Source organism: Lutispora saccharofermentans (assembly GCF_024363565.1).
GTDB classification, from domain to species: Bacteria; Bacillota; Clostridia; order Lutisporales; family Lutisporaceae; genus Lutispora; species Lutispora saccharofermentans.
Genome location: NZ_JAJEKE010000018.1, coordinates 21,041 through 35,636, shown reverse-complemented (window position 1 = coordinate 35,636; position 14,596 = coordinate 21,041). Strand labels below are relative to the sequence as shown.

General features: G+C 37.0%; 13 protein-coding genes. All 13 read right to left on the bottom strand.

What is annotated here, in order from left to right; translation table 11 throughout:
* The 13 genes from LJD61_RS16475 to LJD61_RS16415 are packed head-to-tail and all read right to left on the bottom strand — an operon-like array spanning nt 1 to nt 14,585.
* Nucleotides 1-975 (bottom strand): beta-ketoacyl synthase N-terminal-like domain-containing protein, encoded by a 975-nt coding sequence (locus LJD61_RS16475; RefSeq protein ID WP_255228640.1) that lies wholly within the window; start codon nt 973-975, stop codon nt 1-3.
* 8 nt (nt 976-983) lie between these two features.
* The gene (locus LJD61_RS16470; RefSeq protein ID WP_255228639.1) at nt 984-2,195 is read right to left on the bottom strand and encodes a beta-ketoacyl-[acyl-carrier-protein] synthase family protein; all 1,212 of its coding nucleotides are present in this window, start codon (nt 2,193-2,195) and stop codon (nt 984-986) included.
* 16 nt (nt 2,196-2,211) lie between these two features.
* Nucleotides 2,212-3,549 (bottom strand): radical SAM family heme chaperone HemW, encoded by a 1,338-nt coding sequence (gene hemW / locus LJD61_RS16465; RefSeq protein ID WP_255228638.1) that lies wholly within the window; start codon nt 3,547-3,549, stop codon nt 2,212-2,214.
* A 3-nt stretch (nt 3,550-3,552) separates the two neighbouring features.
* The gene (locus LJD61_RS16460; RefSeq protein ID WP_255228637.1) at nt 3,553-4,725 is read right to left on the bottom strand and encodes a thiolase family protein; all 1,173 of its coding nucleotides are present in this window, start codon (nt 4,723-4,725) and stop codon (nt 3,553-3,555) included.
* A 15-nt stretch (nt 4,726-4,740) separates the two neighbouring features.
* Nucleotides 4,741-6,048: a B12-binding domain-containing radical SAM protein gene (locus tag LJD61_RS16455; RefSeq protein ID WP_255228636.1), complete on the bottom strand. Its 1,308-nt coding sequence runs from the start codon at nt 6,046-6,048 to the stop codon at nt 4,741-4,743.
* A 15-nt stretch (nt 6,049-6,063) separates the two neighbouring features.
* On the bottom strand, nt 6,064-6,981 hold the full coding sequence (locus LJD61_RS16450) for an NHL repeat-containing protein (RefSeq protein ID WP_255228635.1): 918 nt from the start codon (nt 6,979-6,981) through the stop codon (nt 6,064-6,066).
* A 1-nt stretch (nt 6,982) separates the two neighbouring features.
* Nucleotides 6,983-7,882: an SDR family NAD(P)-dependent oxidoreductase gene (locus tag LJD61_RS16445; protein ID WP_255228634.1), complete on the bottom strand. Its 900-nt coding sequence runs from the start codon at nt 7,880-7,882 to the stop codon at nt 6,983-6,985.
* A gap of 12 nt (nt 7,883-7,894) precedes the next feature.
* Nucleotides 7,895-9,505, bottom strand: a complete 1,611-nt coding sequence (locus LJD61_RS16440; protein WP_255228633.1) for a B12-binding domain-containing radical SAM protein — start codon at nt 9,503-9,505, stop codon at nt 7,895-7,897.
* Complete coding sequence (locus LJD61_RS16435) at nt 9,502-9,753, bottom strand: acyl carrier protein (protein WP_255228632.1); 252 nt, start codon at nt 9,751-9,753, stop codon at nt 9,502-9,504. Before LJD61_RS16435 ends, LJD61_RS16440 begins: the two co-directional genes overlap by 4 nt.
* 1 nt (nt 9,754) lies before the next feature.
* A complete protein-coding gene (locus LJD61_RS16430) occupies nt 9,755-11,287 on the bottom strand; it encodes a diguanylate cyclase (protein WP_255228631.1) in 1,533 nt (510 codons plus the stop codon).
* Nucleotides 11,288-11,290: 3 nt separating this feature from the next.
* A complete protein-coding gene (locus tag LJD61_RS16425; protein WP_255228630.1) occupies nt 11,291-12,652 on the bottom strand; it encodes a B12-binding domain-containing radical SAM protein in 1,362 nt (453 codons plus the stop codon).
* A 5-nt stretch (nt 12,653-12,657) separates the two neighbouring features.
* Nucleotides 12,658-13,284, bottom strand: a complete 627-nt coding sequence (locus LJD61_RS16420) for a hypothetical protein (RefSeq protein WP_255228629.1) — start codon at nt 13,282-13,284, stop codon at nt 12,658-12,660.
* Nucleotides 13,281-14,585 carry a B12-binding domain-containing radical SAM protein gene (locus tag LJD61_RS16415; protein WP_255228628.1) on the bottom strand — a complete coding sequence of 435 codons (1,305 nt, stop codon included), beginning with the start codon at nt 14,583-14,585 and terminating at the stop codon, nt 13,281-13,283. Before LJD61_RS16415 ends, LJD61_RS16420 begins: the two co-directional genes overlap by 4 nt.
* Between the last annotated feature and the right edge of the window lie 11 nt (nt 14,586-14,596).

The window sequence follows — 14,596 nt, the reverse complement described above, 5'->3', positions numbered from 1 at the left end:
TCAATGTTTTTTTATAATAAGAACGGAAATGTTATCCGAGCTTAGGTTTATAATAACGTGTGCGATTCCCTTATCAGTACACTTTCTCATCTCATACACTGATTCTATCGTTAGAATTATGCCAACAGCACCCATATAATCCGGTTGATTGGCAAAATACAAACCATTATAGTTTAGCGAATGTATTACATTTGTAATAAGACTTTCTATTATCTGATCATTCGAGGTACAGCACTTTATGCATGCAACCTTGTCAGTTCTTAAATCCGTGCCCCTTAGAGCAGTCTTTATAATGTTGCTTATAACCTCAGTATTGTCGGGTCGGTTATCGTAAGCTATACTTTGAGAGTAATATCCTACTATTTCTATATCACAATTTGAATGCCTTATATCCTCATTCGTTTGTAGAACCAAAGCACCACTAGCTTCATGTACATTTTCATCTACATGGTGTATTCTGATTTGTAATTCACTGATCTCATCGGCTCCAATTACGAACGCAGCATCTACATGGCCTGTCTTTACATGGTTATATGCAAGGCCTATTGCGTCAAGGCTTGCATTGGTACCATTACATACGGTATATATCGGCCCCTCGATACTTAACTGAATCCCTACTTGGCAAGCAGGTGCATTTAGTACTGTATTTGGAAATTGAGTGGGTTTAACTGTCAAGGCTCCTTTTGCCACAGCCTGACTATCAAAGCTATGAATACTATTTAGTGCTCCATACTTTGTTCCAACAAACAGTCCATATTCCTTATGCACATTTTTGTCTATCTCTACACTTGAGTCTGTAAGTGATAACTCTGAAGCTGCGAGCAATAGTTTACTAACCCTATCTAAAGATCTAGTCTGATATTTAGCATTTATTTTCTCACAAAGCTCATCATTAATTATGTATCCATTAGAAAAAGAATCCTTTACACTTCCAAGTAGAGCACCCACACCTGTAATAAAAACACGATTGGTCACTTCCTTTTTCACCCCTTCTTGACAACAATGCTACTAACTTGTCCACCAAATGCAAATGAGTTTGACATGACGAACTCAATGCTGGCATCACGAGCTACATTAGGTACACAGTCTATCAAAAGCTCCGAATCAGTTTCTACATGGTTTACTGTTGGCAATATTTTATCGTTATGCATCATTTGTATCGATGCAATCAGCTCTAATGCGCTAGCTGCTCCCATAGCATGTCCTAGCATCGATTTAATGGAACTTACAGCGGGTATAGAATTTGTACCAAATACTTGTTCCATCGCTTTTACTTCGATTCTGTCATTTACAGACGTTCCTGTGCCGTGAGCAGAGACATAATCTATATCACTGCTTAACAGTCCGGCTTCTTCTAGCGCACGCTTCATCGCCCTAATTGCACCATCCCCTTCTGGGTGAGGTGCTGTCATATGGTATCTGTCTGAAGTTAATCCAACACCTAACAGTCTGCCTAATATTCTTGCCTTTCGTGCCGTTGCCGTTGATTCTTTCTCAAGAACAACAATTCCACAGCCCTCACCGACTATAAGTCCTTTCCTGTTTTTATCAAAAGGCCTGCATAAATCAGGCGATAGTGACAGCAATCTTTGAAAGCCGGTAAATGCTACACGAGAGAAAGTATCTACTCCGCCGACAATAGCAATATCTGCATATTCCCATTCAATTAGTCTCTTACCTAATGCGAAAGCATAGTTGCCTGCAGCGCATGCTGTTGGTACTACATAAACAGGTCCACATAAACCCAATGCCTTTCTAACAGCATTCCCTATATTCTCTGTGTTATAGCTGTCTAGTAATACCCTATCAATATCAACAAAATCCTTACTGTACTTTAGCTCTGTTATACGCTCCTCTGCATTTATCTCTCCCATTGTAGTTCCAACGCAAACCGCTATACGAGCACTTTTTATATCCTCTGTCGTCAAGCCTGCATCTAAGATAGCGGAAGAAGCTGCACTTATTGCATAACTTGATACCCTACCATATGTATTTAAATATTCTTTCTCTACTCTGTCGCGCCATGACATGTCTTCTATTTTTGAACCTACACAGTATCTGTAGTTGCTGTTATTTGCGAATTCTTCAAGCGGTTTGTAGGTCACATGTCCTCTTAACAGGTTATCCCAAAATATTTCCAGGCTATGCCCGGCGGTAGAAACTACACCCATACCCGTTAATACAATATCTCCCATTTTCTCACCTCAACATTTATAGCACATCCGGTATGACATGTTTACCTATAGCCAGTTGTCTTCTCAATGTGCTTGAATTTCTGAAGGTCGTTTGCATATAATCAACACTTACATCACCCTGCAAGTATTCACCCTTCAATGTCAGCTTATATTCATGTTCATTCTCAGTGATGAGACCCTCCTCAATATGCTTGTGTAATATAGCTCCAAATACGTCCTTAATTTCTTTACCATATTGATCGCAGAATATTTTCTTCTCTATATGCCTTCTTCTTAACGCCAGAACCATTGTTCTTTCCAGTATCTGCTGATAATTTGCTCTGCTGCTGACCATTTGTATCGGAATCCTGTTCTCTGCTATAGCGTTGATATACGCGCTTACATCCTCAATATTTTGGTACGTTACTCCATTAAGATACCCATAACTTGATGTTCCAAATGAAAGGTTGTCACCATATCCATCATATGTAAGCTCCCAGAATCTTGCAGTCCTACCAGGCTTATTATATTCCGGAACAATATGATGGTGATATCCTGTATCGGTTAACAGCTTGTCCCCTGTCTTATACATTTCATACAAAATTTCATTGCTTCCACCAGGCATAACGATACCACTTTTTATATCATCATTTAGTTTAGACCCTGCCATTACATAAAGCTCATATAATGAGAAGTGATCAATCGACAGTGCCAATGCCGTCTTTAGGTCTGCAATCCAATTTTCAGTTGTCTGAGTTGGCAATCCATACATTAAATCTATAGCGAAAACTTTAAATGAGTATTTTTTAACCATTTTTATCCATTCTATGACATCTTCTTGAGTTCCTTTTAAACTCAAGATTTTTCTATGAGCAGGGTTAAATGTCTGTATTCCTGCACTTAATCTGCTTATCCCAAGTTCAGACAGAAATCCCACCTTTTCCTCATTCGCATTTATCGGATTTGATTCTACTGTAATCTCAACATCCTTACTAACAGGCAAATAATCCTTACATGCATTCATAACCATCTCTATTTGTTTCGATGATAAACAGGTAGGTGTACCTCCGCCGAAGAAAATAGCACCAATTTTTAGGGATCCTATATAAGGCGTTTTACTATACAGCATTATTTCTTTTACTAAGGCATTTGTATATCGTTGCGCTATATCATCACATTCATCAATAATCTGGCGATTATATATACAAAACTTACATATACTGCTGCAGAATGGTATATGTATATAAACTGGAACTTCCCAAGGGTCTGCGTTATGATAATACAGACCCAAATAATTCTCCATATCTTCTGTCGGGATTCTCGGATCCATAAGTGGATAGTTTAAAATTGCTACTTTGTGCTTCCTCTTAATCATTTTCTACCCCCTATAATTTCTGAAAAGCACGCCTTGTCCCATCCCTCCGCCAGCACACATTGAGGCTAGTCCTAATTCATATTTTTCTCTTTGCATCGTGTATATTAACGTAACGCATATCCGAATTCCACTGCATCCCAATGGATGTCCAAGCGCTATACTTCCGCCGCTCATATTCACCTTTTCTATATCCCAATCCAATATTCGCTGACATGCGAGAATTTGTGCTGCATATGCCTCATTACATTCAATTAAATCTATGTTCTTTAGGCTCAGCTTTTGTTTCCTCAGGATATTTTCAACCACCAGAGCTGGAGTTATACCCATATTTTTAGGTGAAACTCCTATTACATCAGATGTTATATATTCTGCCAAGGGTTTTATATCATATTTGTTTACAGCATTCTCTGACATAAGAAGCATGGCTGAGGCACCGTCATTGATTGATGATGCATTGGATTTGGTTACTGTACCATCCCTGACAAAAATAGGTTTATCATTATAGAATAATCCCTCATCGATATTCTGATTAACATTTTCATCATATGACAGTTCGATATTCTGATCTTCCTCAGTTATGCTTATTGGAAATATTTCATTATTGAAGCAACCTGATCTCATTGCTTTTGCAGCTCTTCTATGGCTTAGGATTGCATAATCATCTTGTTCTTTTCTTGTTATATTATATTTTATCGCAAGGCATTCTATGGTTAATCCTATATCATCCGTAGTATCTACTTTAAGACTGTCGAGCAATGGTAGTTCGCCATTTACCATAGAGCGCGCATTTTTAATAGCATTCCGCATAACATGCGGGGAACTGCTCATGTTTTCTACCCCTCCAACAAGCACTACATTAGCGTCTCCTACCATAATTTGCCTAGCCCCTTGCACAATGGCCTCCATCGATGAGCAGCAAGTACGGTTGATAGTTGCGCCAGGTACAGTATCTGCTATGCCTGCATAGAGTGTTGATTTTCTTGCGAGATTATAGCTTTCCTGTGGGAAGCAGCTGCCTACATAAACACTGTCTATCATTATACCTGCTATATTTGTTCTTCTTACTGTTTCTGCAAGTGTCAATGCCATTAGTTGCGTATCCCTTACTTTTGACAGGCTCCCTGCAGTCTTACCTATGGGAGTACGACAAGCAGATACCACAAATACTCTGTTCAAATCATTCTCCCCCAATCATTCATGGGTAATTCTTTTGTACTTTTCATTGAAAATGTGTTTAAAGTTATCCATAACTCGAATCATTCTTTCGGATGAATTCAACATATTATATATATATTTAAAGCCATTATCAAATTCTTCTACAGTGATGTTTAATGGTTTATATGTAAGCTCAAATCCATTATATCTGGACCAATCCTCAGTTATTATACGCCCCTCAGCCTTTAATCGCTCATAGATTCGAGTTCCAGGAAAAGGGGTTAAAACTGTAATATTCGTCGCATACAGACAGCTTTTTTGTATGAACTCGTATAAATCGCTGAAAACCGATGGTGTATCTGCATCCAATCCTAAGACAAAACTGCCTACAACTCCTATTCCAAAGGATTGGATAGTATCGATAATCATATTATAGTTTTTTCTTTTTCCTTTCTTCCATTGGGAATCATTTACCATTTTTAGATTATCTTCTGATAGACTCTCAAAACCGATGAGTAATTGATTGCACCCAGACTTAGAAATCTTTTTGAGTAGATTGGTGCGTTCGGCAATACTAGCATCTGTAAAGGCGTACCATCGTACTTTTAGCATTTCTAATAAATCTAACAATTGATAGCTATAAGTATCATCAATAAACATATTATCATCTGTAAAGAATATGAATGGATTCTTCCAAATATTAATAATGGAGAGAAACTCTTTCTTCACTTGTTCGATGGATTTCCTCCTGACCTTTTTCCCGTATAATGTTGAGGAAATGCAAAACTCACATTGATGTGGACACCCTCTTGATGTCTGAATGGGTATGGACTTGTATGGGTAGTCTCTGATTAGATCATATCTAGGCACTGGACTTTGGGCCAGGCACGGGAGGCCCTGAGCTTTATAGACCTGGCGCACTGTATTATTTTTAAGATCATTCAAGAACTCAGGAAATGTTTCTTCTGCTTCTCCAATAAAAATAGTGTCAGCATATCTTAATGCCTCTTCAGCTCTGACTGAAACATGCACGCCCCCCATAACTATCATTGTATTATTGGAACGTAGATAGCTAGATATATGGTATGCTTCATTTATCTGCGAGGTAGTAGGAGAAAGAAATGCTATATCATAGTCATTTGTAATATTATCTGTATAATTTAAATCAATATAATCAATTTGATATCCATCATCAAACATTCCTGCAACTGTTAGCAAACTTAAGTCCGGACATGACCAAAGTCTCATACGGGCTTTATACTCATGCATATCCTCCAGATTTAAAAATGACATTCTATTCTTGTCCATTATTTTATTTTGCGGAACTACTAATGCTACGCGCATGCTATCCCCTCGCCTTTACATTGTAATTCTATATATAAGATTTTTTATTGTATCAAGCCAATAAACTTCCCTGTTGTTCCGCACAAAAATTGCTCCTGCATAACATAATCTTTCTTTTAAATGAAAACATTGCATGTAATTTCTCCAGTTATCTTTGTTTATCAAAAAAACACAGCTATTTGTATTCGGATCTACACAATATATTCTTCTCTGTTCACAGACATATATATAACCTTTATTGTCTAGTGTTACTGCTATCGGACTGTTTAATTCTAAAATATCTTTGTCTATCCTTATAGAATGAAGCGTATTGTCATTTAGCTGAACATACCGAATCATATGGTTGCCTGTATCAGTGAAATATAGTCTATTATTACTTAGGTATATCCCATATGGCTTATCGATTTTTATAATCTCGTTTGTATCAGCATCCTCGTTCCCAATAGAGCTATCGATCAAGATATCTATTCTGCCGTCTGGTGCTATTCTACATATCCGATTATTTAAAAAGTCATTAGTATAAAAATTGCCATCATCGTCAACAGCCACACCACTAGGTAGGTTAAGATTCTTTTTTCTATCATTATTCACCATATAATCCTCAATAATAGGTATCCATATATCATTGTCCTTGTCTAAAACAAATATCATATTGTACTCAACGTCTGTGACTGCTAACCCTACCAACGGATTATAGCTTATTCCCAATGGCCTTTTAAGGTGCTGAATTCCGCTATTCATCATAATTCTAGTTGTTAGTGTACGCTTCTCATGTGTCTTTCTATTAAAAGAACAAATCCTACTATTATGCAAATCAGTTATATAAAATTCATCATTATCAGGATTAAAGCAGATACCGGATGGATAATTGAAATAACCATCCTCCCCCGCAATTACTTCTATTCTCTTAAATGTAATCTTTTGAATACTCATTTCACCGATTCCTTATCACTTTCTTTAACAGCTTTTTTGCTGCACTTTTCATGGACGCTATATGAACTGCACCGTCTAAGCTGGTTATGTCTTTAATGCTGTTAGCAATTTCTTCAATGGAGATGCTATCATTTCCTATAAAGACTCCATCCCCCTCAAATAAACCTATTCTAGAGAAGTAACCTCCGCCAGCAACATACACAGTGCCTCCAGAAGTACATTCACTTGAACATAGATATACAGTCATCGGTGCAACCAGTTCCGGCTCAAACATATCGAACATATTTCCATTTAAAGCACTTGATGTCTGATTTGTGCCGGCTAAAGGCGATATAAGATTGCATAATATGTTTTTGTCTTTCATTTCTTCATTTAGAGATAATGCTAGTCCAAATACACCCATTTTCGCTGCTGAATAAATAATATGATTGCTTAAGCCAAACATACCTGTAGATGAGGTAATTAGCACAATGCGGCCATAGTTGTTCCTTACCATCACAGGACAAATCTCTTTTATTAAATAGAATGCACCGTTTAGATGAACCTCCGATACCCTAATCCAATCCAATTCATCTGTTTCATTTAATGGTTTACTTATTAAAATACCAGCATTATGCACAAGTATATCAATTTTGCCAAAATGCTTGAGTGCTGCATTTTTTAGGCTGGCGGCTCCATCCATAGTGGATATTGAATCATGATTTGCAACTGCAATGCCTCCAAGTGCATTGATTTCTTCTGCTACCTTTACCGAAATAGGGTTGTTCTCAGCATCCTTTGCTATATCATTAATGATAACCTTTGCTCCTCTTGAAGCCATGAGTTTCGCATAAGATTTCCCCAAACCCTGACCGGCACCTGTTACGATCGCTACTTGGCCTTGAAATGATATTTGTCCCATGATATCCCTCCACTAGCTAAAGAATGAGTCTTTAAATTGCTTGATTCCCAGTGCCTTTCTTCCATAATCAATGACATCGAATGCTTCTTCGACTGTCATGCCACGGCTTGTCTGATACTTGTAACCTAATGCAAGATATCCTGAATCATCATATCGGATAGGATTATCGAAATCTATAGACTTCAGGCCATAGTATTCCTTATCCAAATACATATCGGAAATTAAGCCATAATGCACTAAGAATGCCTGGTCGTATTGTTGCTTATTATCGAGCAAGAAATTGACGGATTCCATTGCTTCCTCCCTAGTCTCTGTTGGAAATCCAATTAAGCAGCTTAACACTGGCTTAACATTAGCACTCTTCATATTTTTGAGAACAAACCGAACGTCATCTAAATGAATTCCTTTATTCATCAGCTTAAGTATCCTTGAATTTGCAGACTCTAACCCAAATAAAGCAGACCTTAAGCCACTTTTTGATAGATGAATGCACATTTTTTCGTCGAATAATCTATCAAATCGCAGATATGTTTCATATTTAATATTCATATTTTGATTTATAAGCCGTTCTGCAACCTTGTTAATTAGGTTTGGATGTATTGCATCATCAATAAAATGAAATAGTCTTCTCTTATATTTTGATTTCATTTCTTCAATATCGCTTATTATGTTATCAACATCTCTTGCCATATAGCCCTTTGTTTCTCGGTAGCTGCAAAATGCACACTTGCCCCAATAGCAACCCCGCGTCATCATGTAAGGGAGCTTCGGATAAGCATATTTCTCCAGCGGTAGATCACTGAAATCAGGAATAGGCAGTTCTCTTATATGTCCAATGTTTTTTTCGTCATTTTTACATACTTTCCCATATATATTGATATAGATCAGATTCGGCACGTCCCTGATATCTTTTGATTGCGTAACATGATCAAGATACCCTAATATAGCCAGCTCTCCATTTCCATATACAAGAGCATCGAATGCTTCATGAAATGGTTTGTGCTCCGTCAGTATCCTCCAAAACATGGATACCTGTGCTCCTCCCATGATTACTTTAATATTCGGAAAATTTCTTTTAATCAATCTACCCATTATTAGCGCATAGTATATCTGACTACCAAATGGTATTGTTATACCTACAACACCCGCTGGGTTATTTGTGAGATATTGAACCAAGTCTCTTTCAATGGCTTTTGTGATCGTATCCTCATACTCACCTTTAGTTTTTCTATAGAAGTTTTGCTTAATATCATCGAAACAGGCCGGAGAAAAACATACCTCGGATATATCAGAACCCGCAATCTTTAAGTATGTATTTATAATCATAAATGCCCATTCGTCTTTGCCTTGCTTATTTGTATCCAGCAGTACATTCTTTGCTAAATCAATATTCTTTCTTATCTCGGCAATAGTTATTTTTATGCCATTTTGAGCAAAGTATGCTTCTATCCTATCCAACCTACTGTCAATAATGTCTCCCATGATTTCTACATTAAAGTCCTTAATAACAATTTTATTGTAGCCATTTTTTTTCACAAACCCTTTTAGCAAGGGAAGAGCCATATGAGGAAATTCATGTACACTCAGTGGTGGGTAAATAAGACAAAGATCATTAGTTATCATACATAGCTCCCAATAAGCTCTGCAAAACTGTGAATAGTTCTAATTCTATCCATATTCAAGTCTTCATCATTAATCTCAATATCAAACGCCTCTTCAATCTCTACTAATATTGATAGTGCAAGAATAGAGTCAATGCCTAGTGATAAAAGTGGTGTCTCAGAGTTAATGTTATTGATTTTTTCCTGATTCTTAAGTCGCGATTTAATGATCTCCTTAACTTTGTTTTCGATACTTTGTAAATTTCCCATATCATTGCCTCCTAATATTATTTAAGTCAATCATACATATACGGTTATTAGATCCATCAAGAATATAAAGTTGATTCTTACTATTTACAGCCAGGCCATTTGGATTAGCCAACCTAAAGCAGTTTACATTTCCGCTCGTACCTGTTCCAGGTACTCCATCGCCTACCAAGGTGTATATTTTATTCTCATTCCTAGCAATTACTCGTATACAACTGTTGCCCGATTCAGCAACATATATATTGCCTTCTATATCCGTACATACTGCAACCGGACGATTCAGCTTGGCTTTAAGGGGTTCCAGTCCATCACCTTCATATCCAGATGTGCCATTGCCTGCAATAGTTCTGATAGTTCCTGTCGAAACTTCTATAAATCTTATACAATGATTAAAGTAGTCTGCTACATATATATTCCCATTACATTTATCTATACCTATTCCATATATCTCTGCAAATGTTGCATTCACAGAAGGTCCATGATCTCCCTCATATCCGTATTCGCCAGTTCCTGCATAAGTTGTCACTATGTTTTTGGTATCTACCTTTCGTATAACGTTATTCGCTATATCATTTATATACAGATTTCCGTTATGATCAGCAACAGCACCTCCGGGCTTATTAAGTAATGCTTTTGATGCAACATCTCCATCGCCGCTGTATCCTGGTATTCCCATGCCGACAGCCGTATCAATCAAATTTGTTTTAAGGTGAAATCTACGGACGGCATCATTCCCTGTATCTGTTATGTACAGGTAATTATCAAGAATTGCAATTCCTGTTGGTTTATTTAATGATGCGTTCTCTCCCAGTCCTTGATCTCCATCATATCCGTATTCACCACATCCAACTATACGTCTGACATATTTCCCGTCGCATCTTAATATTGAATGATTGTTTTGATCAACTATGTACAAATTGTCATCACCGTCAATGTCAATTGCTTGTGGTTCCCATAATAGTGCACCTTTATATAAAACAGGATTTGAGACGCTTCCAATCTTTCCATGCTCTCCGATAATTGTTTCAATTTCTAGGCTGGGATCATATAGGATTCTATTGCATCCTTCCTTCTTAGCCTCTATAGATCTAATGATTCTGTCTCGCCTTAAAGCTTTAGCCTGAAATAGTGCAACTGTTGCTTTTTTTATAACCTCCTCAGGAATTGCATTTTCTGAAGAATATTCTGCTATGCCAGCACTAAAGGTTATTGTAATGTTAGAATATTCTCTATTGCAATCTCGTGCGAATCGTTGTTTTTTAAAGGCTTTTCTAATGTCCTTCAGGATTTTTTCTACTTCACAGGTTCTTCTATTGTTATACAAAATAAGGTATTCGTCGCCAGAAGACTTCCAGATGTATGAATCCTGTACTAATGTACTTTTAAAGAAATCAGTAATATTATTAATTATGCTATTAATCTCATTTTTGCTAAATCGCATGCAGAACCTAATCAGGTAATCAATATCAACGATCGCAATACTATAGTCAGATGTGTGTCTTCCTATATGTATTCTTATTTCATCAACATCCCACATGTATCAAACATTTCCTCCTTGAAAAAACAATAATGCCTGTTCTGACATATCCTTAGTACCAAAGAAGCTTATATACCTGTTTATTTTTCTTCTAAGTCTATTGCTAATCCATGGAGTATTGACCTTATCATATGTATAATTTGCCCACCCCTCAAGACTTTCAGGGAATACCATGCCATGGCTGATAGCAATGTTATAAAGGCGGGTTCCGATATAGGGTGAGAATATGAATAATAAGATTTCTATTGATGCATCAATATTCTTTAGTGCTTCAATCAGTTTTATAGTCTCATTGAAGTCTTTTTCGGGATTCCATGGAAAGCCTACCATGAAAGATAATGAGGCCTGAATTCCCGCATTGGAACATTTTTTTACAAGCTCAACAACTTGTTTGTTTCTATGCCTTTTATTTATATGCGCCAAAACCTCCTCATCACCTGATTCAACTCCGATAATAACTCGATAAAAACCGCTTTCCTTTAGTTGTGCTATATAGGAATCTGTAAAGCCTAAGAACTGGTCAACAGTGGAGGTTCCATCCCATCTCATTTTCATATCTCTTTCTTTAATTAATCTGCTTATTTGTAATACACGCTCCTGATTAACAAAAAAGTTGTTATCAAAGAAATGAATTGCATCAATATGGTGTTTGGCATATAGATATTCGATTCCATTTACAACCCTCTCAGCATTTAAGCAATTCCATTTTCCATTATAAAGAGAACCTACAGAGCAAAATCTGCACCTCCAAGGGCAACCTCTGCTTGACTCATAACCAACAACTCTTTTACTGCCCCACATAGGTTGAATATAATCCTCGACGTTTACATATGCATAACTTTTCTCTATAGGTGTAGTCAGGTTAAATGCAGATAAATGTTTGATTTGCGTTTTAACGATTTTATTATTGTCTTTATATAGCAAATTGGGTACATTATTCAAGGATGTTTTATTAGCTAAACATTCTACCAGTACTAAGAAGCTCTCCTCTCCCTGACCAACCACAACAATATCCACATTTTTGTGAGCAATTGTCTGCTCAGGCATAAGGCTTGGGTGCCAGCCACCCCATATAATAGTGATATTCTTATTTAATGTTCTTACTTGCTCTGCAAAATTTAGCCCATCCCTGATTTGATTGCTTGTTATTGCGCTTATGCCAATGCATACAGTATTCTCATCAAGCCAATGCTTGTGTTTTTTAAAAGGGTCATCCTCTATTCTGCCGTCAACAACTTTTATGTCGTAAACAGATTCATCGAATTGTGCAGCTAATGAGAGTACAGAAAGTGGTAATCCTCTATATAAATCGTGAGTGTCATTTTTTCCACATATTCTGGGATAGTATAGAAGTATCTTTCTCAATTGTGCTAATTCACCTCCTTCAATACTGTAATTACCATTTTATAGATCGTATTAATAATAGATTCCATATCAATTGAGTCAGTCTGTAAAAGCGATTGTATATGCAATCCATCACTAATCACTACCATAATCCAAGCTAATGCATTTATCTCAGCCTGATGATCCGCTGCTAATAAGCCCTCGCCCTTTATCGTCGATATAAACAAATCTACATATGCTTCATAGATATTAAATAGTGATTGCCTAAAGAATGTTATTTCTTCTATGCTTTCTCTATTCATATCTCGCAACATCTTCCATGCATCTATATATGAGGATAAGGACTGGGAATACCCTACTGTTCCAGCAGCAAACTCTTTGATAAGCGTTTTTATTCTATCGTTTTGGTTCTCAATGTGAAGCAGTTTCTGTTTAGTCCTGTTGCACCATGTAAATGCGGCATAATTCATAGCGCTTAATCTGAGGTGATTATCAGATTCATATAATAGGTGTATGCTCTCTTCAGGAAGCATGATGCGCTCTGATAATGTCCTGATATTTAATGCATCAAGACTATATGTAAATGCAATGCTTAAGGCAGCCTCCAATATTGCTGTTTCTTTTCTCGAATACCCCATCCTATGATAGCTCATACAGTCCTGATGCTCCTTAATCGTTCCTTTAATCGTTTAGTCCTTGCCCTAACATTTTCTTTCGAATAAAAGCTGTCATAGACCCACGCAACACCTTGTGCTAGGTTGTCAGGAGACATATTCGTCGGCTTATACACTACGTCCCAGAATGTATACCTACTCCAATCATTATCGATAATACGTCCGTTACTTTTCATTTGGTTATATAGTTGGGTGCCTGGTAGTGGAGTTAATATTGTAAAACTGCCTGAGTATAGACCATTTTTTAATGTAAAGTTTAAGGTTTCTTGAAAAACTGTTTCATCGTCATTGTCGCCTCCGAACATGAATGAGCCCCAGATGTTTATTCCATTTTTATGTATCTTTTCGATGGAAGTTTCATAGTTCCTTAGCTGGCAGGCTTTCCACCTTTGATCATCAAGAAAATTCAATCCAGACTCCGATACGTTTTCAAATCCAATGAATAGCCAATGACAACCTGAAGCATACAATAATTTTAGTAACTCATCGTCTTCGGCCACTGAAATATCGGTTTGAGTGCCCCAAGTAATGTTTAGTTTTGATAGCTCCTTCAATAGAGCCTTAGAATATTCCCTCATTATGAACATATTATCGTCAGCGAAGAATATAAAAGGATTCGAGTCAATGCTCTTTATTGCTTTTACCTCATTTATTACTTGTTCTACGGATTTATGTCTATATGTTCGCCCATATATTATTGGAAGAGTGCAGTAATTGCATGAGCGCGGGCAACCTCTTGTAGTCTGAATACTATATGATTTATATAGCGTTTTATCTAGTAAATCGTAACGAGGTATTGGAGACTTTGATAAATCGGCATATTCTTTGCTTCCATACCTCTTTCTAGGACTACCATTGACAACATCCATCAGGAACTGAGGCCAAATGCTTTCCCCCTCTCCAATCATCACTGTATCTGCATGCTTTTCAACTTCATCTGGCATAATAGTCGCATGTATTCCACCAATGGCTACATATGTTCCTATTTTTCTAAATTCTGCACTTATCTCGTATGCTCTATTAATCTGTTGTGTCATAGCAGTAATAGCTACCAAATCATACCCTTGATCATATTTAACGGTCTGTCCGTGGTCTTCATCGATAAACGAAACATCATAAGACTTAGGGGTTAGGCCTGCAATTGTCAGCAGTCCTAGATTCGGTGTTTCCCATGCCCCATAAAAATTCGATACTACATCATTTCTCTCTAGAAATGATTTTAGGTAAATATTCTTGCCATACTTAGAACCCCGCGGGACAATTAGTGCAATTTTTAACACAGTAAAAACCC